The following is a 20037-nucleotide window of genomic DNA, read 5'->3' on the forward strand; positions in this document are numbered from 1 at the left end:
ATGCAGCGGCCCTGGGTCCGGTGGCGGCTTTCCCTGGCCGTCGAGCCATGCCTGACGTTAAACTCGCCACCTCGCCAGCCCTTGGATCGGTCCGGTTCTGCCTCGGTCATCTCCATCACGAACCGAACGTAACGGTGAGTCCGAGGTGACCATTCGTCGGTCCGCCCAGTTCCCACAGCGGGACTGCGCGTGTGCGCCGGTTCAGCTGGCCGCGTACGCCTGGCGGGTGTATTGCTCGACGAGCAGCCAGTTGGCTGTGGAAGTGATCCTCAGCTCGAGATCACCTGTCCCGTAGTGTCCGATCTTTTTGACGTCCCGGCTGAAACCCTCCACTAGCTTGACGGACGCCGGGTCGAGCTTCAGGTATACGAGTAGGTTTCTCGAGGTCGGGTGCACCTCCACGCACGCAAAATTCTTCAGCCGGCGGAAGGCGAAGTAGAAGGATCGTTCGTTCTTCACGACGTCATCACCCAGCGATAGCGCGAACGTCTCAAACTTCTCATAGAGGGCGGACAACTCGGGGTCTGCCTGGGCGAGCAGTTCGCTGACCGTTTTGGATCGTGAAGTCTTCTTCCCGGGTGTCTGCGGGACCTCAGCTGCTGAACCGGAGGATGCTTTCCGCGTGGTTGCCGTTGTCTCTGTCGAGACTGACGTGACCAGTTCGATTGCCAGAAGATCGGATCCGAAGTCCCGATATCGGACGAGTTCAACATTCCGGTCAATTTGTCTGACTGCGTATTCGTCATAACGAGTGAAGTCGTTCGCAACGCAGATCAGCCGCGGTGCAGACCAATCGATGCTGTCTGCCGTCGCGGACCCGAGTCGCGAGGCCACGAGAATTTGAAACTCTCCCTTGTGGTCCATAAGCCAGTCCAAATAGAAGAGTCCCTGATTGATGACGTTCTCATTGGATGTCCGCTTGTACTCGAAGATGACGGGGGAGCCGTTCTCATCCAATCCCAGCGAGTCAATCCGGCCACGGTGGACCTTTCCCGTCGTGTACTCCGTAGCGAGATACCTGACCCCGAACGTGACCTCCATGTTTTCCTCGATGAGGGTCTGGAGATTTCTTTCAAGTGCGAAGCTGCGAGATGTTAGCTCTGAAGCTCGGCCGCCATCTATGCGGAACAGTTTTAGATCGGTCACGACACAACTCTGCCATCTCAACGGCCTGGCCTTGGCCACGCCACGTGGGGACGAGAAAGTTCAGCGCCAGAGAGGGCTGCCGTACGGCCATGCGGAGATCGTGGCGAAGGCCGTGGAGTGGCTGCGGGCCGCCTATGCGGAGGCCCCGGACCCCGGTGCGTTGCTGGATGAGCCGTTCACGCTCAAGGATCTGCGCGAGCTGCACGAGACGGTGGCAGGCGAGACTCTCATGCGCGACACGTTCCGGCGTTTTATGGAGCCGCAGCTGAAAGGGACGGGGCAGATGTCCGACGGGACGCGGGGTAGGCCGTCGCGGTTGTGGGTGCGGGGAAGTTCTTAGCGCCTGCCCCGCGAGGCGTCCGCGCGAAGGGTGGTTGTCTGCGAAGAATGATGTCAACGTCGACGGGACCAGTGCCAGCACGCACCTAAGGCCAGCCTGGACAATTTGGCGGGAACGCAAGTTTCATTCGCGGTATCGGGCGCTCGATGCCCGAACCCACCCGCTAAGCCTGGATGTTCTTGGCGGCATCATGCCGAAGTAGTGACTCCGAAAGTCGTTTCGTTTCTAACCTGAGGAAGCATCTTGAAACAAGATACCGGCGAAGCGAGTCTGGAACTGAGGCCTGTGCCGGCCATTCAGCGCCCAGTCGTGATGTTCGTGATTAGCAAGACGTACCGCGACGATGTGTCCCAGGCACGACTTTACGACGCGACGCGCGGTAACTGGCGGATCGGTGAGGCGAGCCGGAACCGAGCCGAAATAGCACTCGGCATCGCAGATGGTGTGGTTCGCACCGCCTACGAGATTGACAGGTGGGGCAAGGCCGACGACGGGCTCGCGCCATGGGAGGCCGCTGGCGCGTCGAAGCGTTCGTACTTCGAAGGGCACGAGACCGACGAGACGCGGTCATTGCTGAACTCATCCGTTCGGCACCTCGCACCGGGGAAAGGTGCCGCAAACCCCGTCCGCCTTTTCCTGGAGGGCGTTCCCGGCCCGGCTGACGAAAGTGCCGAAGGTATCTCGAGTCTCCTGCAAACCGAGGCCCTCGGCAGGATCATGTTCGGCAACAGCGAGCTCTTTCACAGCAACCTCTTGGCATGGATATTCGAGACATTTCCCGAGCAGGCGGACGAAGTGTTCGGATCGTTGGTCGCTGGCGGGGCTGCGGGGTCGGGCGACAGGCGCGTGGAGCGCGAGCGGGAGAACCTCGACCTAGTCATGCATTGGCCGGACCGGGGATCCTTGGTGATCGAGAACAAGGTGTTTTCCGTCCCGCACCCCGACCAACTTGAAAAGTACGCCGGCAAGATGTCCAAATGGAAGCTGCCAGTGGGCGGCGCCTTTCTGCTGAGCCCGACAAGGCACTCCTTCTTGGAGCGTGGATACTCCACAGGCTTTCAACTCAAAGACGGCTCTCCGATTGTCTGGCATCACCTGAGCTTCGAAACGCTCGCCGAGACCCTGGAACTGGTCTTCGACGGGATCCCAGATTCGTACGAGGTTGAGACGGTGCGCCGTTACTGCACGGTGCTTCGAGCACTGTCCGCGCTGATGGCCAGTGCACTGATTGCCAGCACTCAGGACGAGGCTTTTCTCGACGCTTCTTCCCTCGCCCAGACACTGCCCAAGCAGGCCGTCACGGGTCTAATGAAAGCGCGGGCGGCCCACGTAGCTGCCAGACTTAACCACGAACTGGCGGAAGTGGGGCTATACGGAGGCGCCGTCGAAAGCGGGATGAGTCATTCGCTTCCTCAAGTTTCATGGTTCACGCGGACCATGGCAGGTGACGTGGAAATCTTTGCCGGATGGCAGTATCAAGAGGGGGTTCTTCGCCTTGCTCTGATACTCGACCACCTCCATGGCAAAGGAACCTCCGCGAAGTCGAACAGGGCAGAGTTCGCACGATCGAATCCGGAATTCTTCTCTTTTGAGCATCTCGACGAGATCCTCGGGACCACCGGAGTGGCCGTTTCGTCCAGTTCCAAACCGGAAGGTCCCTTCGGGCACTTCGATCCCGACTTTGTCTACCGGTACAAGAAAACTGCGGGTCTGTCCGTGCAGCAGCTGATTGACCTAACCGTTGCCCACGCCAGCCACCTCGAACGACCTCCTGTCGCCGTCAACTCATTGAGCTGAATTGAGATCGTTCGTCGAATTGGAAGCGAAGAGTTTCGGCACAGACGGCTGCCAGGCCGTTACGCATCTCAGGGGGCGCTCACGAATCAAGCATTGGCGACGGCACACCGGCTGTCAGCACAGCTAGCCACACGGCCCGCATGTGCCTTGGTTCGCTCAAGTCTGTAATCCAAGGTCTTGTAGTGCAGCATCGATGACGCCCCAGACCTCCGTAGTGTCGGCAGAGCGCTCGTGGCCCGCGAGCGCAAGGAGCAGCTGTCGAAGTTCGTCTTCGCCTTTGGTTAAGCCGCGGTTGTAGGCCGGGGCCAGCAAATAGGAGTGGTTGTCCGTTGCATAGGCGGCCATCATGTCCAGGAAGATCTCCAGTTCCCGCCCGGCCGTAGCGACCGCGGTGCGTATCGCGGCTTGGCCAGATTCTGCAGCAGGGGCACTCCCGGACATGGGAAGAATATCGAGCCGTCCTTCCCAGACGAGATTTTGTAGCGGCTCGTGAAAGAGCGACAGCACTGTGCCCATCTGATGATTCTTCGAAGCTTCGTGCGGAAGCGCACGCCTGACGTCGTGGATGATTTCGTGAAAATGATCGTCAGCCAGACCGAAGCCAACGAACAACAAATGATGCGTCAGCAAGTGCGCTTTGACGAGCGCGGAAAGCGCGTCTCTATTGCTGTTGTAGCCGAGGTAGTCGTCGCGGGTTAGTACGATGCTGTCAAGCTGAGTGACGGAGCCGTGGAGTTTCAACAGCCAGTCGTTGCCCACCGCTGGAACGTTTTCTGGCAGCACGGTTCGAGGTCTCTGGGCGTCTTCGCAGGCTGTCTCGAACAGCCTGTCGTAGTTCAACGTAATGGCACCGGCCGAGGGCAACGTAGCAAGCAGCGCTGGTGCCAAACCGTATCTGGGCAGGTCGACGGCGTTCGCCACCGCCTGACCGAATGCCTTTCGAGAACCGGTCTTATCTGCGTAGAGCTGTTCGAGTACGCCGGCCTGGTCGAGAAGTGCCAGTCCCTTGAAAGCGGCTTCCTCCTTTTCTCCGAGACTCACTCCCGATTTGAGCTGCTCAAGGAGTTGGCCCCAGCTTGGGGCCCCAGCGCTGACGCTGACGCCGGCTCCGAGGAAGGGAACCAAATGCCCTGAGCGGGCTTGCCGCCCCAGTGATTTGGCCTTCTCATGCAGGCGGCCACCGAGGGAAGGCCAAGACGAGTCACTCGATGCTTCTCTCCGCAGTTTTTGGGCTAATGAGAAAGCAGCCCTGTCTCGAAGGACGAGGACAAAGTCCACTCGGTACGTGGCGGCCAGTTGACTGCATGCGTCGAGAATTGCCCGGAGTGCGGCGCCAAGGTGGCTGCCGGCGCCGCCCCCTGCCGTTCCGAAGAACGGAAGCGCGAGGAGCCGATATGGTCGGTCATCAGGATCCGGGACGGCAGCAACTGCACTGCGCACATATGCTTCAAGGCGTTCGACGACGGTAGTGGGTCCCCAACTGCCGTCGTAGGGGACGGCCGTGAGGATCGGCACCGGTGAGTCCGGCACCCATGGTCGGATTGGTTCGGCCAGGGTGAACCCTTCTCGGAATTCAGCCGAGGCCGACGATGCCGCAAGCGCCCGTAGTTCGGGATGAGCTTTGAGCCAATGCGGCTCGATGCGAACGCTTGAGTCCGTTGGCAATAGCCATGCGTCACATCGGAGATTCAAGATATCTGCCATAGCTACGAACACGTGAGGTTGGGTCATAGGATCAAGACTCCTCGATGACGACGGATCTCCCGCTGACCTGCATCCAAATGCTTCTATTTGGTCCACCGATCGAACTCATGATGGACCTTCCAAGTCCGATGGTTCCTGATCGGGACCCGTTCACCCGCCAGCGAGCCTCGATTCTCTGTCCCTGATAGGTCACAGATAGGAAGCCATTGGCTGTCGGCAGCGCGAATTTCGAGCGCGACGGGATACGCAGATTAGAGCCGGTGCGATCGTTTTCCGTAATGACTTGAGACTCAATGCGCGTCCCAATGCCGGAGCCCGCGGCACGCGAAGATGTCAGCGTCGGACGTGCGGAAATGGGGGCAGCTAAAGGAAACGCAGGTTCTTCGTATTCGACAGTAATAGGTGAAGAAGCCGGGTTGGCGCGCTGTGTCTTGTACCCGCATAGTCCGTGTCTCTTCCGAAATCCCGCTTGGGCATCGACGTTCGCAAACGGCGCAATTCGTTCGGAATCGTGGAGAGTTTGCCGCACCGACGGCGGCACAGCAGCGGAAAAAGTCTTAAGCATCAACGCCTCTTTAGATTTCGGGGCGTCCGATGCTGCGTAGTGGACAAAAAGAGTCTCCAGATCGGCCAAAGTTTTCAACCACCAGCCTCCAGCGTGCGGTGATCGTTGACCAATGCGAGTGATGTAGTACTGGTTGACCCGCTTCCGGACAGAGGTTCCGGCCAGACCGACGTAAAGGATGGCGGAATCCGGGATCCAAAAGGCGCCGATTCTTTCGGAAAGTTCATCATGGGTGGCGAGCCTGCCCTCTATGGTCACCGACGGGCAGGCTGTCTTGAGCGAGAGGAACGCCTTGGGATCGTGACGATATGTCCTCATCAAACCTGTCGGATCGTCGAGATCGCGGGTGGACGCGACGACGTAAACGCCGGGCAGATCCAACGGAATTTGGTCGCCCCACTTCACCACTCCGCCCGGGCTAAGCCCGCATTCTTTGAAAAGGTCCCCCACTGAAATGGTCATTTTCCAATGCTAAAGGACACCCCGGACGAACGACGTGTTGGTCTTTGTCGCTCCCCACAAATACCCTGGCGCAGTGACTAATTTCATTGGGGGAACCGCGGCGGAGCAGCTGCCCGAGGGCTTGTACGAACTTCTCAACACGGATGTGCTCGGCAACCGTCTGGGCCAAGCGCATGAACTGCAACCAGTCTTCGCGGACATAGCAGACGAAGACTCCCCGGACATCCTCTCCCGCCACGTAGCGGACGCCGTCCGGCGGGCCCTCGCCGCAGCCAAGCCAACGGACCGTGTTGCCCTCGCGAACAAGCTCCTCCGGGAACTGAACACGCGAGACCGCATCGCGCCCGGTCCCACACAGCTCCAGTCCCTTCACCGCCCGGACAAGCTCAAGCGCCGCAATCTTCGCCGACCCAGTACCAAACTCAGCGATTCGGCTCTGCTCACCAACAGCAAAGACGATCCCAACCTCGCTGCCGAGCTAAGGACCGAGATCGAGTCCGCCGACACCGTGGACCTGCTCTGCGCCTTTGTCCGGTGGACCGGACTGAGGCTCCTCGAACCAGCCCTCGCACAGCTCCAGGAACGCGGCGCCAAACTCCGCGTCATCACCACCACCTACATGGGCGCCACGGAACGCCGCGCCATCGACGAGCTCGTCAACCGGTACGGCGCCGAGGTGAAGATCAGCTACGAAACGCAGGCCACGCGTCTGCACGCCAAGGCCTGGCTGTTCCGCCGGGACTCGGGCTTCGACACTGCCTACGTTGGCAGCTCCAACCTCAGCCAGGCAGCTCTGCTGGATGGCCTCGAATGGAACGTCCGGCTCAGCTCCGTCGGCACGCCTGCGCTGCTGCAAAAGTTCGAGGTCACCTTCGACAGCTACTGGGCGCAGCGCGCCTTCCAGAGCTACGATCCGGAACGTGACGGCGAAAAATTGGACGCAGCCCTGGAACGCAACGGCGGCCGGCGCACTGCCATCCCCGGGGCAGCCACTGGCCTCGAAGTCCAGCCGTACCTCCACCAGGAGGAAATGCTCGAGGACCTGGAAGCCGAGCGGCTCAAGGGGTTCAACCACAACCTCGTCGTCGCGGCGACCGGCACCGGGAAGACCGTCATCGCCGCGCTGGACTACAAGCGCCTGTGCGAGGCGGCGGGCAGCGATCTGAAACTCCTTTTCGTGGCCCACCGCCAGGAAATCCTGAAGCAGGCCATGCGCACCTACCGTGACGTCATGCAGGACGGTGCCTTCGGCGAGCTCTACGTCGGGGAGCACAAACCCCGGCAGTGGAAGCACATCTTCGCCTCGGTCCAGTCGCTGTCATCCCTCGGCGTCGAAGAGCTGGAACCAGACTTCTTCGACGTCGTCGTCATCGACGAATTCCACCACGCCATGGCGCCCACCTACCGCCGGCTGCTGGACCACCTCCAGCCGCTGCAGCTCCTCGGACTGACCGCGACGCCGGAACGCGGCGACGGCGTCGACGTCGCCCAACAGTTCTTCGACGGCCGCACCGCCAGCGAACTGCGCCTCTGGGATGCCCTGGACGCCGATCTGCTGGTGCCGTTCCACTACTTCGGAGTCTCGGACGATGTTGACCTGAGCCAGTTGGAATGGAAGCGCGGCAACTACGACACCGCGCAGCTGAGCAACCTCTACACCGGCAACGACGCCCGCGCCGCCAAGGTGATCCGCGAACTGCGGGACAAGGTCACCAGCACGGAGCAGATGCGGGCCATCGGCTTCTGCGTCTCGGTCCAGCACGCCCACTACATGGCGCTGGCGTTCAACCGCGCCGGCATCGCGTCCGTCGCGGTCGACGGGAGCACCCACGACGCCGACCGCGCGGCAGCGCTGGAGCGACTCCGCACCCGGGAGATCAACTGCATCTTCGCCGTCGACCTCTTCAACGAAGGCCTGGATTTGCCGCAGGTGGACACCATCCTGCTGCTCCGGCCCACGCAGAGCGCCACGATCTTCCTTCAGCAGATGGGGCGCGGGCTGCGCCGTGCCGAGGGCAAAGCGGTGCTCACCGTCATGGACTTCATCGGCCAGCAACGCCGCGAGTTCCGCTTCGACCTGCGCTACCGTGCGCTCACCGGTTACGGGCGCAAGGAGCTAGAAAAGGCTGTCGAAGACGAGTTCCCCTACCTGCCGTCGGGCTCGCAGATTGTCTTGGACCGGGTGGCGCAGAAAGTAGTGCTGGACAACATCAAGGCGCAGCTGCGGTTCAACAGGGCGCAGCTGGTCCGGGACATCGCCTCGTACGCGGAGACCGAGCTGGAGGCGTATCTCGGGCGGTCCGGGAACGACGTGAAGTCGATTTATCGTTCCACCAAGGATTCATGGACCGGTTACCTGCGCCAGGCCGGCCTGATCGACGGGTTCTCGCCGCTGGAGACCGTCCTCAGCGGGAGGATCCAGGATCTATCCGACGCCGACGAGAAGAAACTCCTCAGCCGGATGGCGCGCCTGATCCATGTGGACGATCCGGAACGCGCCGAGGCGTATTCGATGCTGGTCGGCGCAGATGCGCCCCGCCACGCGGACCTTGGCGTGCGGGAGCAGACATTCGCGCGCATGCTCTTCTACACGCTCTGGGACGACGGCGGCGGTTTCCAGTCGTACGACGCCGGCCTGGACTATCTGCGCGGCTACCAGTTTGTCTGCAGCGAGATCCGCCAGATCGTGAAGCTCGGAGTGGCAGCGTCCAAGCACGCCGCAAAGGGCCTTGGGGCGGGACTCCAGCACGTCCCGCTGCTCTCGCACGCCACGTACCGGCGGGAAGAAATCCTGGCGGCGCTCCAGTACGGTTCGCTGGAGCTCGGCAAGAACGTCCAGCACCGGGAGGGCGTGGCCTGGTGCCCCACGGCGTCTACCGACGCCTTCTTCGTCACGCTCAACAAGGACGACAAGAAGCACTCGGCAACGACGATGTACAAGGACTACGCCATCAGCCCTGAGCTGTTCCACTGGGAGTCACAGAACGCGACGTCGCCCGGAAGTCCGACGGGCAAGCGGTACCTGGACCGGGCAGCGCAAGGCTCGAGGATCCTAATCTTCACCCGGGATACCTCAGAAGACGAGACCGGGCTGACCGTTCCGTACACGTGTCTCGGGCAGGTGGACTACGTGCAGCACGTGGGTGAGAAGCCGATTGCCATTACCTGGAAACTGCACCGGCCGATGCCGGCGGATGTCTATGCGACGGCGGCCGCAGTGGCGCAATGACGTAACGGCGCAGGCGGAGGGGCCAATCCCACTATGCTGAGGTCACCTTGTCGGGAAGGGATTGGGGGACTAAGTGCATTCAAGTAAGGGACGCCGCGATGGTTTGGATTCAGGTCACGGTCGCAGGACCGGCGGCGAATGGCCTACCGGTGTTCGTCGTTCGCCGAGTGGGCGCATCCCTCAATGGGCTATCGACGAAGCGCTTGGAAAGGTGCAGGAGCCTGTTGCCTGGCGGACGGACTCCTCCGCCGGGCGAACACGGAGCACCAAGATGCGACGGCTGCGACGAAAGACCGGAAAGGGACCGCGGCTGGGGAAAGGGAGGTCAATGCCCACAGTCCTGGGTATTGCTCTCCTTGTGGGCTTGTACTTCAGCCCGGCATTGTTTGAGCGGTTCGTTATGCAGCCTGCCCGGCCGTATCTGCCCGGCGCTGCCGCACCTCCCCCGGGGATCGGGGCGGCGGGCTCCCCGCTCGGCCATCCGCCGGAAACGACCCACTCTAGCGCATATGTCCTTCAACCCTCATCGGACCCCGGTCAACCCTTTGTAGCCTACGACCCCTGCCGTCCCATCCACTACGTCGTCCGACCTGACAACGCGCCACTTGGGGGCGAAGGGCTGATTCACCAGGCCGTCGAAAAAGTTTCAGCTGCAACGGGACTGCAGTTCGTAAACGACGGGCTTACATCTGAGGGTCCCAGTGAGCAGCGCAAGGCATACCAGTCTGACCTTTATGGCAATCGATGGGCGCCGGTCCTGATCGCGTGGTCCACCCCTGAAGAAAGTCCGCGCCTGGAAGGCAAAGTTGCCGGTATTGGCGGGAGCGGGCAGTCTGCCGCCGCTGGGCGCCGCTCAGCCCTGGTTACCGGGCAAGTGGCACTGGACGCCCCAGCTCTTGAAGAGATCATGCAGCGGCCAGACGGCGCTCTCCTGGTTCGCGCGGTGATCATGCACGAACTGGGCCATGTCGTTGGGCTTGCCCACGTCGATGATCCGAAGCAGCTGATGAACGCGGATAACACCGGGATCACAGAGTTTGCAGACGGTGACCGCGCAGGCCTGGCATTGCTGGGTAGCGGGGCGTGTGTCCCTGAACTTTGACCGGACCTGACTTCAAGGCGTGCAAGGCAATCAGACGGAATGAAGCAGCGCCAGCGTGGACATGCCCATCGCCTTGGGCGCGCCGTCAAGACGAATAACCAGCATCTCATCAGACGCTGGACCACCTACATCTTGTCAATCCAAGTTTCTTCTTCTCTGGTGTCCCACGCCGAGCCGGTAACTGTGGGTCGTGCCGCAGACCGTTGACTTATCCGATCGATGACCCGCGTTGCTTCCACGGCGCGCAGTTCTCTTAGCGAAGCGACGGCTCGACCAGTGACCGATTCGATAAGTACCTGGCGATTTTCCTGCTCCAAGATGCCGGCACCATCGAATGCCTCGCGGATCCGGCGTATCTGTTCAGGAGCGATTGCAAGTTCTGGCAGCAGGGTGGAGGCCACGGACGAATCAGAGTTAATGGAAAACAATGCATCTGGTGTGTCACTCATGAGCATCTAATATACGTTGTCAGCGCTTCTCGAGCGCGAGTGCTGCTGCCAGGCAACCCAGGAGGGCTCGCTGGCCGAAAGGTCCACGTAGCGTTTTAGTAGAGTGCTAAGGGTCGTTTCTGGAATGGCATTAGCAGCCCGAGCAGCGTTCAAGTACTCACCCCAAGTGGCAATTCGGGCCGAACCAGCTACTGCCACCCGGTGACCGTAGGCTGCTGCAGAACGGATGCCATTCCGATCGTCATCATGCAACAGCGTGAGCATTGTGGCGTGACCTCTCGGTCGATATGTCTGCTGTACCGACTGTGCCAGCGCATGACACCGGGTGAGTTGCCGCGTTTGGTTGTCCATCAACGAGGCCGTCATGCTGATCCACAGTCCAGATTCCTCCTGAAGTCTCTCGTACTGGGCGCCATGCATCCCTGCCGTCCTGCGTGTTGAGAAGCGGTCTGCAAGCTTTGTTTCCACTGCAACGACTTGCGTTCCTCCGTCCTTCGTCTTGAATTCAAGTAGGAGGTCAATATGTGTCCGGTCACCCAGAAAGTGTTGTTGACCCACGGCGCTGTATTCGAAGTGATAAGAGGTCAGACGTTCCAGATCGTCGCGGCCACTGAGCGCCCCAAAGAGTTCTGCGCATTCAACCTGCCGAGACACTGCGTCCGAGAGCATGTTGAAGGTAAGCGTCTGACTGGAGGTCATGTACTTCGTGCATCGGACGGGATCGACGCCCCACCCTGCGGCCCGCCGGTGACTGTATTCCCGAGCTGGCCGCTCTCCGACAAAATTCATGCTCGACGCGGCGTCGGCCTCCACTAGGACGCTCCCGCAGCCTGCTCCGCTTCCTGCGAGCGATCCGTAATTCTCGAGTTCGAGCACTGCAACCCGGTACCAAGCCTGGTGAAATCGAACCCGCTTGAGCCATGGGGAATCAGATGGCGGCATGGGTCCGATCCTGTAAAGGAGATCATCGAAGTCATGCCGATCTTTGGACAATTCAGATCTCACTGCCAATAAATCGCCCCGGTCCGCAGGGCTCACGTGATTTCAGCCGCGAAATCGAACGATGTTTGCGACTCCACGCGGTTTGGGGAGTGCGAGGCCAGTCCAATTTCGGGCCAAGAAGTTGCCAGAGTATTAAACGACAGCGCATCCTTTGTCCGTCCACTTTTCTCAGCGAGTGAGAACAGCAGAAACGCTAGCTCTTTGACCAGGTCTCCATTCACGGCTCCATCTGTCCTTTTCAAGGCCTCCGCTAGAAACTGACCGGCAGCGGATACGCCAGCGTTATCCAGAATGCGGATGAGATGGTGGAGCGCTTCCCAAGCACTCGTGTGAGGGTCCGTTGCGACATCGTAATCTGACCGAAGATCCCCTGGACGGCAGAGGGCCACCTTGCCAGCCGCGCTGGTCAAGATCTCATCCCGTGCCATAGCGTCGACGGAAGTGTTCCTGGCTCGCGCCAAGTTATCGGCGTCGCCAAAGGGGCCATTTGAGTACCCGTACTGTCGATACCACGCCACCGCAAACCGCGTCGTAGGGTCAAAATCGCCCTCTTGCTCGTTCAGCACTTGGTCCAGGATCTCATTGATCCGAGCCAAGGCAGAGCGTACCTCCATTGGCGTACCGTCGGATTCGATGACGCTTGCATAGCGGCTGAAGACGGCCATGCCGGGGCCGATGGCGGCCTGCGGTAGGTCTACAGGTGCAATGGCACCCTGCTGGAGATCCCGAAGAGCACGCGGCAATTCGGACTGGAGCGCCGCAATGAGACCGCGTCGGTCTGTAGTCGGTGCTTCTGCCGCCCTCGGGCGCAATGCCAACACGATTGAGGAAGCGAGAGCGTTTGTACCGCTGGCCAATAGACGATTGCCCAATTCGCTCCTGTTGGGCCACGTCGCCGTGATGGTCCAGCCAGATCGAATCATCCCGTCAAGGAGAGTCTCCCAGCCTGAAGAAGAGGTTCCATCCTCCGAGGTGTCGCTTTGCTTAAAGGCATACCAGACGGTCATCGGAGCCTTATCGCTCGCGCCAGTCCTTGCTCGGGCGAACACCTCCCGGAAACCGTCCTCAAAGAAGCTTTTCGCGCCATCCTTGCCCGCGTGACGGTACGGGTTGGCCACCAACTCCTCGGACTTCGGCACCAACATAGTTCCCAACAACTCTGGGTGAATCCGCCGTAGGGAACGTCTTAGCCAGACGTAGAAATAGTCGGAGAGATCGGAGTAGCCGATGTTGTCGTAGTAAGGAGGATCCGTGCTAATCACGTGTCCCCCGAAGTCGCGGGTCGAGGCGTCGGCTTGGAGAACCACAGCGTTTGGAGTCGCAGGGGTCGACTCCGTAGCTTCGGCCACCCACGAAACCTGGCCGTGGAAGCTCCCGGCCAGGCGGGACAAGACGTTTCCTTCCACATAGTCCCAGACCATGGGGATTGCCTGGCGTGCAAATACGTTCCGTGTGGTGTCCCGTCCAGAGTGCCAGCTGCAGATGGACGAGGAATAGTCCGTAACTCGACTAATAGCAAGGCCCAGGTAAGTTGCAACGGCGTCCGCGTATGCCTCCGCGCCAGAACCTCCGGCTTCAAGGCGGGTACCAGGATGCAGGCCGGCCGCCAACGCGTCACTCAGTACAGACTCTCGGACGTTGACAATCAGGTCGCTAAATGTGGTCAGGGCGACCAGCTGTCGATTGGTGAACAGGCTTGCCCACGTTGTCATGCCATAGTTCGGGGTCTTGAAGTCCCGGGGGTTCGTGGGGAGCTCTCCCTCCGGAACATCCTCCGGTTTCGGGACGTCTGCCGCCTTGATATGCAGATCTTCGGGCGAAAGGTAGATCCGTCGACGCAGCCCTTCGGCCACTATGGCCATCAACTTGGATCCTATTCGCTGTTCTTTTCCCTCAACCCGGATGTACTTGAGCGAGACTGCGGATTCACAGGCCACGCACGTGCCACCCGTTCGTCCCACAGTGCCGTCGGCGTCGGCGGCTGGGGCCTCGGCCGGGTTGTGCGCGATATGGAAATCAACGCGCTTCCCACTCGGGGCTTCGGGATCGTTCACCACTGTCGGTGTTACGTAGGCGAATTTTCCGGGCTTCTTGCTCAGCCACCAAGATCTAACGAGGGGCATTTCTATTCGGCAAGCGGGATTTGGGCAGATAATCGTGCGGGCCCACAGCCAGGCTACGACCGTCGCTTTAGTGCCATCCGTGAGGGTGGCCTTGGGGTACAGGTGACCGATGCGGCGATCTGCCTCGCTGCGCATCCAGTCGCCGTAGGCACGCACGTCAGCTGCTAAGCCGGCGGCGCCCTTCCACGGAATGGACTGCGTGTCCACCAGTCCGGGAAAAATAGGTGGCTGGTCTCTGAACTTGGGTGGAATCTCGATCAAGGCTTTGTTTATCAGCACTGCGACCGGGTTCAGATCAGAGGCATGCGCCTCGAGACCAAGACGCTGCGCTTCCAGCGGAATTGTGCCTCCGCCGGCGAAGGGATCGAGGATCGCCGGCGGGTTGCCGTCCGTCGACTTGAGGATCTCTTCGTGGGCCTCTGCAAGAAGTTGCTGGTCATGAATGTTTTCCCACACCACGAGCCGCTCGATAATGCCATGCAGCCGGTCGCGCTCGGCCTTCTGGGCTTCCTCCGTCGGGAAGTTGTCCGGATGGGACGACGGGTCGTCTACGAGCTGGGCAAAAAGCACGGCGCGGGCAGCAGCGAGTGGGCGCCGGGCCCACCAAAGGTGCAGGGTAGACGGGTGTCCGTGGCGGATCGATTTTTCGCGGGCTGATTCTCGATTGATCGCTTCGAGGGGCAGCGCAACCTCGATGAGTTTGCGCTTTGACGTTACAGGCATTCGTTCCCTTGCATGACGTACAGGGTAAAGGGGCAACAGGGCACCCGTCAGAGTACTGGTGGATTCGCGTTATTAGTTTAGTGGGTCGTCGACCGCAGACCGCTACGGTTCCCAGCCCGGCTGGGAACCGCAGCCCTTCCAAACCGGGCTCACCAACCGCCGAAGGACGTTCTATGTTGGCAATGTCAACCGGCAGTTCGTTCAGTGCTCCTCGAACCCCGCCTGATCGAACTTCAGGGTGTTGGCGTTTTCCGACACTGTTCGGACCTTGTTCTCATCGAAGCCGGCGGTATGCGTCGCCTCGATCTCGATGGTGACAGTGAGTTCTGTTCCAGGCATCGATGCGAGGTGAGACAGAACTTCGTCGGTGATCTTCTTGAAGTCCATCGCGTAGCGATCCGAACTCAGAACTTTCGAACCGAAGAAGCGCCTCTTGGCTGGCGGCAAATATGGGACCTTAGGCTCGCCGCCCCCGGGACTAGGCTTGTATGGCGGGTTGGGGGGCGGGGGCTTCTGCGGATCGTTATCAACTGGCTTCGTCTCCTCAGCGCGTTGAGCGATTGCGACTCCCGGCTGCACGATAAGTGTCGCATCGGTGATTGCGATGCTGGTCTTGTCGCCCGGCAGGACGAGCCCACGAAAGCGCCCCGCTGTTTCGTCGTACCCCTCGGCCAGAGCAAACCCGTCCTGCTCCCAGAGGAGGGGCGTGTCCCGTAGCCCTGCATTGAGTACAGCACGGTCCCGCAGCCGAGGCATATAGGCGTAGGCAGCATACAGTTTCCAAAGATCCCCAACGGTGATACTTCCTGATTCCCAGAGCGTCTTTGCCCAGGTGTTTAGCACGTGCCGAATAGCCGCCCCAGCTTGTTGGGTTGTCAAGGCACCGTCGCTTCCGAGTCTCTTCGACACTCGTTCTGCCAACGACGTTGCTTGGCCCTCAACCTTGGTGGCGTTGATGGCCACAGGCTGACCCTCCGGAACCAAGGCCCACTGATAAGTACCAAGGAGCCGGGAATTGACGGTTTCGTTGGCCTGCCGCTGTTTCTCGATCGCTTGGTTCTTCTGGTTCTGCGTCAGGTCCAATTCGTCTTGCTTCAAAAGTACGTCCGACCAACCGAGGTAGTCACGGACGGCGGTGTCGAGCTCGGACATCCGGTCCTGGTCTGCCGCGAGGAATACCACCATGTTCCTGTTGACTCGGTTAGCCGTTCCCCGATTCTCGGTGGCTTTCTGAGAGAAGAGAATCGCGCTTGAGTCGGCGGCGTTCCGCTTGTGAGAAGTCCGAGGATGCAGGATGACAAGACGCGCTTCATCCGTGTCCGGGATGTCGCCCGTATCTTCGGGGCAGACATGCACGCCGGCGAACTCCCCCCGAGTGCGTCCTTGATTGGAGAGGCGTTTGATGATTTCAGCCCAGACATCTTCGCGGTGGAGCCGGTCGGCCTGGTCCTTGGCGCGGCGGGAGATGTTGGCCTGAAGGTCGTACCAGTACTTCCCCGAACCGGAATAGAAGTACGTTGCCCGGTCGCCGAGCTGAGTCAGTGCGGAGTGGAAATTGCCGGGAACGTCCCCGGGCACGGCGGTGCCCAGGAAGACGCGCTGAGCTTCAATGCCCTTGTGAGCGGAGCCAATCGTTGGAGCCGCTCCGAAGAAGACCGTTCGAGCGAGACGCTTCGTCAGGGACCGCTGACCGAAGAGCGGCTTTGCCTGATCGATCTTGGCAGGCTCGGAGTTGGGGCCGTCGACGTCGGCGTCGAGAATCGTCTTCCAAGAGTCCTGCAAGTATTGCGTTAGCTCCGCGTTCACCGCAGAGGCGCTCATAGGAATCGACCCTGGCATGATCAGGGGAGACTGGTCCTCACCTACCCACAGGGCGTGGATTACGGTGTTCATGAGCCGAAGAACGCCGCGGGTTCGCTGGAAGCGCTCCAAACTCGACCAATCCTCGTACAAGCGGTCAAACAACTCAGGGTGGATCGGATAGGTGCGTTTTATTCGCTCCTCGTACGCGGTATCCCTGGCGTCTCGGGGGAAATCATCGGAGTACTTGCGATACAGCTCGACGAACGCTTTGGCGGTAGCGCCGATGGAGGCCAAGGCCTTTGCGTCCGGCGTCGCAAAGAGACGCTGCCGGACGATGTGGTAGGCCTCCTCCGACGACGCTGGTCGCCACTGGTGAGCGACGCGGCGGACAACATTCTGGAGCCGTTTCAGCGCCTCTAGGCCGTGCGCGCCGCCTACCTCTTCGGCGTTCCCCACGACAACTTGGGAATCGTCGCCAGTCTCAGAGGCAGGAATAGAAATGGCGAGCAAAACGCCCGAAGTTCCCTTCACAGCCTCCGTGAGTGACTGCGCGAAGGTGAACTGATCGTCGAAGGTGCCTCCGGCGAGGTCCTCTCTCGAGACGAGGCTGCGAGCATATGCTACCCATTCGTCGATGAGGATTACTGCTGGGGCGTGAGCCGCCAGCAAGGTGTGCAAAGCATGGCCTGGGGGAGTGCGCTTCTCATCGGCCTCAGCGACAATTGCGTACGCTTCAGCCCCGCCGAGCTGCCATGCAAGTTCGCCCCACAATGTGTTGACCTTGGTTCCATCGGCTTTGACAGATCCTGACGGAGAAGTGTGGTTGCCTACGATCGCTACGCGGCCGATCGTGGGCGGCAGCTGGTCATAGCCGCTGGTCGAGAGCAGCTCCTGCACGTCCTGCGGGAAGGCACCAAGGGGCAGTCCGGCGGCGACGTGCCAAAGCGACAACATGGAGTGGGTTTTTCCACCACCGAAATTCGTTTGCAGGTTGATTACCGGCGATGCGTTATCGTCTCCTGACAGCCGTCGTACCGCTCGGTGAATAAGGTCACGAAGGCCCTCAGTCAAGTACGTGCGCGCGAAGAATTCGACGGGGTCGGCATAGTCCTTGCCCGCCCCAGCGCCGGAGGCAACCTTATAGAGATCGGCGGCGAATTCGGCTGCCTGGAAGTTCCCGGTGGCCACGTCTTCGTGGGGCTGCAGCACCTCGCGCCAAGGCAGCAATCCCGCAGACTCGGGGTTGTCAACGGCCTTCTTCAGTGTCTTCTTGTCATCCTTTTCCGCAGTTACACGACGAAGATTGAGCCGGATCTTGCTGACTTGATCCGCGGTGTCTGACGCATTGATGGCTCCCAAGAGCCGCTCCGCAGTGTCAAGGACGCGGTAGGCGTCATCGTCAGTGAAGGAACCATTATGGGCCCAGGTGTCGCGGGCATCGCGGAGCTCGCTGGCATAGCTCTTGTGTACCGGGTTCAGTTCGCCGTCGAACGGGTACCACCCGGGCTTCACCTGATGGGGGATGTTCTCTGTGAGCATTCTCAGCTGTACCTGAGGGTCTAGCGCAGAGTAGGTTTTGCCTTCTATACCTTTCTTGGTATCACGGGCGGCAACAACTTGTGTCCAGTCGGCACCGTCTGTCAGGTGGGGAGCGAGAATGCTCCCGATAAAGCTGTTCAGTGCCGGCGCGAGAACTTCGAACATTTGGCCGATGCGGTCTCGGTTTGAAAGGGCCATGCTAAGACTCCTGGTCTTCAAAATCGGGTTTGACGGCGAGGTCGTCGGGGTCAAACATTTCGGGGCTCTCTCGGCCGTTTCGTTCGTTCAGGTCTTGCTGCACCGGCTTGCCGGTGGCGCGTTCGATGAGGATGACAAGCCCACGAAGACGCTCGTTGAAGAAGCCTTCGAAGTCATCCTCTCGGAGGCCGGAACCGTTCGCCAAATGCGTGGCTAACAGGGCATCGAGCTGAGACGGGGTGATACCGGCTTTGTTCTGAATCTTCGAAAGGTAGCTCGATGGGGCCACGCCCCCGATGGCTCGATTCGTTTCGGCAGAAAGCGGCGTCTTATTGACGATGCTTTCCCGAAACGAAGGGTCGACATCGTTATCGAGGCACCAACGGTAGGGGAAGATGTGGTGAATATCGATCGCCAAAGCTGCGTACTGAACTTTGTCCAGCGCCTTGTCATACATCCAATCTCGGGCACCTTGAGCAAGAACCAAGGCATAGATGCCTTTGTAGGCGGCGGCGTTGCGAGTACGGAGGGACAGAAGGCGGGAGGCGGAGAAGGAGCTGTCTGCCAGAGTCCGCGGCCACGCTTGCTCGACCCCCTTTGCCCAATCAGGTACCTGCTCTAAGTCGCGTGCAAAGCGCGTCTCGATTGTCGAACCATAAAGCTCGCCCAAAATTCCGCACCAAAACCATTGCGACAGCCGGGCGCGCACGCCGTGAAGATCTGCTCCGGGCCCCAGTACAACTTTGATAGCGGCGAGCGGAACGAGTTGCTTTGGATAGGGAAGGAACTTGACGTCGAAGATGTAGTGATCAGCGAGGAAGGTCGCCGACCAGAAATAGGCATCACGCACCGGCTGAACCCACTCCAGGTACTCATCCAGCGTGAGTTTGAGTAGGTCTTCCTTCCGGGCAGACACCGCCGGTGGTCGCCCGGAAGAGTCCGCTTTGGCTCGTTGCAGAGTCGCTAGCAGGCTCACAGTCTGGAGAAAGTCCGTGCTCTCGATGCTGGCTAGGACCGGATGAGCCGCGAACATGGTGCGCGTTGCTTGCCAATCGTCATTGAGGCGAAAGTCCGTGCCGTGGGCGTCGAAGTACTCCTTGTCTCCGGCGAAAGTGGCGGTGAGCAGCTCAAAGACGTTGAGGGGTAACCCTCCCGTATTGACCTTTTCGAACACGGTGGCGACAGCAGCTTTGCTGGTAGTTCTGTCGAGCTCAATGGCCGGGATGTTGTACGTGGAGCACGGCTGGATGACGTTTGCATGGAAAAGGCTTGCTTGAACCTTGTCCTCGCAAGCGAAAAGCCACGTTACGATTTCAGCGCCGCCGAACAGGAGCCTGGCCGGGAAGTAGCCGTGCTTACGCTCAAGCTCAGGCGTCGACAGGTCGAGCTCGATATCCTTGCCAAAATTGGTGCGCAACACGCTATCGCCCGGGACGGACACGACGGCCTCGTCCATCCAGTCTTCCCCGAGGAGGGCGGTCTCCATATGAACGTAATAACGCCGGTCCATCAGCTTCCCACGGCTGTCTTTCGTGTGGACCACCCCGGCCCCCGTCAGGGCTTGGGTAAGCGACGTGAGGCGCTGCTGTCCGTCCAGAAGCAGCAACTCGGCCTCGGAGCCGGGAGGAAGTGCGACACCTTCAACGGGACGTGGCTTGAAACGAATTTGGTCATTTCCTGTCTTGAGCATCATCACGACGCCGAGCGGATGACCCCGGAGGATGGTTACAAGGAGCTGACGAATTCTCTCGTCGTCCCACTTGTATCCACGTTGGAAGTCTGGAAGCTGCACATGCCCGGTGGTCGTCCATTTGAGATACTCGGACAGCTCGTAGAGCGGTGTTTGGAAGCCCAT

The 20037-nt window shown here is 60.3% G+C and carries 12 protein-coding genes; 4 read left to right on the forward strand and 8 right to left on the reverse strand.

All coding sequences use genetic code 11. The features are described 5' to 3' along the window. Positions 1-201 precede the first annotated feature (201 nt). Positions 202-1146 (reverse strand): DUF5655 domain-containing protein, encoded by a 945-nt coding sequence (locus tag ABIC21_RS07880; RefSeq protein WP_354349846.1) that lies wholly within the window; start codon positions 1144-1146, stop codon positions 202-204. A gap of 31 nt (positions 1147-1177) precedes the next feature. Between ABIC21_RS07880 and ABIC21_RS07885 the strand changes: the two genes are divergently transcribed. Further along, entirely contained in the window at positions 1178-1486 is a 309-nt protein-coding gene (locus tag ABIC21_RS07885; protein WP_354349847.1) for an NrtR DNA-binding winged helix domain-containing protein, read from the forward strand. 243 nt (positions 1487-1729) lie between these two features. Beyond that, on the forward strand, positions 1730-3283 hold the full coding sequence (locus ABIC21_RS07890; protein WP_354349848.1) for a PD-(D/E)XK nuclease family protein: 1554 nt from the start codon (positions 1730-1732) through the stop codon (positions 3281-3283). A gap of 156 nt (positions 3284-3439) precedes the next feature. Here the strand turns inward: ABIC21_RS07890 and ABIC21_RS07895 are convergent, their stop codons facing one another. Both ABIC21_RS07895 and ABIC21_RS07900 read right to left on the reverse strand, forming a co-directional pair. After that, positions 3440-5014 carry an SIR2 family protein gene (locus ABIC21_RS07895; RefSeq protein ID WP_354349849.1) on the reverse strand — a complete coding sequence of 525 codons (1575 nt, stop codon included), beginning with the start codon at positions 5012-5014 and terminating at the stop codon, positions 3440-3442. Positions 5015-5018: 4 nt separating this feature from the next. Beyond that, on the reverse strand, positions 5019-6014 hold the full coding sequence (locus ABIC21_RS07900; RefSeq protein WP_354349850.1) for a hypothetical protein: 996 nt from the start codon (positions 6012-6014) through the stop codon (positions 5019-5021). A 73-nt stretch (positions 6015-6087) separates the two neighbouring features. Here ABIC21_RS07900 and ABIC21_RS07905 point away from each other — a divergent pair, with 73 nt between their 5' ends. Both ABIC21_RS07905 and ABIC21_RS07910 read left to right on the forward strand, forming a co-directional pair. After that, entirely contained in the window at positions 6088-9243 is a 3156-nt protein-coding gene (locus ABIC21_RS07905) for a DEAD/DEAH box helicase (RefSeq protein WP_354349851.1), read from the forward strand. Between the two features lie 328 nt (positions 9244-9571). After that, positions 9572-10345 carry a matrixin family metalloprotease gene (locus ABIC21_RS07910; protein WP_354349852.1) on the forward strand — a complete coding sequence of 258 codons (774 nt, stop codon included), beginning with the start codon at positions 9572-9574 and terminating at the stop codon, positions 10343-10345. A 125-nt stretch (positions 10346-10470) separates the two neighbouring features. On the opposite strand, the gene ABIC21_RS19320 is transcribed toward ABIC21_RS07910, so the two are convergent. From ABIC21_RS19320 to ABIC21_RS07935, 5 genes are all read right to left on the reverse strand, one after another. Beyond that, positions 10471-10794 carry a hypothetical protein gene (locus tag ABIC21_RS19320; RefSeq protein WP_502935968.1) on the reverse strand — a complete coding sequence of 108 codons (324 nt, stop codon included), beginning with the start codon at positions 10792-10794 and terminating at the stop codon, positions 10471-10473. Positions 10795-10800: 6 nt separating this feature from the next. Continuing rightward, positions 10801-11736: a PGN_0703 family putative restriction endonuclease gene (locus ABIC21_RS07920; RefSeq protein WP_354349853.1), complete on the reverse strand. Its 936-nt coding sequence runs from the start codon at positions 11734-11736 to the stop codon at positions 10801-10803. A gap of 92 nt (positions 11737-11828) precedes the next feature. After that, positions 11829-14642: a DUF1156 domain-containing protein gene (locus ABIC21_RS07925; RefSeq protein ID WP_354349854.1), complete on the reverse strand. Its 2814-nt coding sequence runs from the start codon at positions 14640-14642 to the stop codon at positions 11829-11831. A 201-nt stretch (positions 14643-14843) separates the two neighbouring features. Beyond that, complete coding sequence (locus tag ABIC21_RS07930) at positions 14844-18182, reverse strand: DUF499 family protein (RefSeq protein ID WP_354349855.1); 3339 nt, start codon at positions 18180-18182, stop codon at positions 14844-14846. Between the two features lies 1 nt (position 18183). Further along, positions 18184-20037, reverse strand: coding sequence for a GmrSD restriction endonuclease domain-containing protein (locus ABIC21_RS07935; RefSeq protein ID WP_354349856.1), 1854 nt, complete (start codon positions 20035-20037; stop codon positions 18184-18186).

Source organism: Pseudarthrobacter sp. PvP090 (genome assembly GCF_040547365.1).
Taxonomy (GTDB): domain Bacteria; phylum Actinomycetota; class Actinomycetes; order Actinomycetales; family Micrococcaceae; genus Arthrobacter.

What these genes read in the sequence shown, in the direction of transcription:
- ABIC21_RS07895 (WP_354349849.1), bottom strand. Translation starts at nt 5,014, where the DNA reads ATGACCCAACCTCACGTGTTCGTAGCTATGGCAGATATCTTGAATCTC.
- ABIC21_RS07900 (WP_354349850.1), bottom strand. Translation starts at nt 6,014, where the DNA reads ATGACCATTTCAGTGGGGGACCTTTTCAAAGAATGCGGGCTTAGCCCG.
- ABIC21_RS07910 (WP_354349852.1), top strand. Translation starts at nt 9,572, where the DNA reads ATGCCCACAGTCCTGGGTATTGCTCTCCTTGTGGGCTTGTACTTCAGC.
- ABIC21_RS19320 (WP_502935968.1), bottom strand. Translation starts at nt 10,794, where the DNA reads ATGAGTGACACACCAGATGCATTGTTTTCCATTAACTCTGATTCGTCC.
- ABIC21_RS07920 (WP_354349853.1), bottom strand. Translation starts at nt 11,736, where the DNA reads ATGCCGCCATCTGATTCCCCATGGCTCAAGCGGGTTCGATTTCACCAG.
- ABIC21_RS07925 (WP_354349854.1), bottom strand. Translation starts at nt 14,642, where the DNA reads ATGCCTGTAACGTCAAAGCGCAAACTCATCGAGGTTGCGCTGCCCCTC.
- ABIC21_RS07930 (WP_354349855.1), bottom strand. Translation starts at nt 18,182, where the DNA reads ATGGCCCTTTCAAACCGAGACCGCATCGGCCAAATGTTCGAAGTTCTC.
- ABIC21_RS07935 (WP_354349856.1), bottom strand. Translation starts at nt 20,037, where the DNA reads ATGGGCTTCCAAACACCGCTCTACGAGCTGTCCGAGTATCTCAAATGG.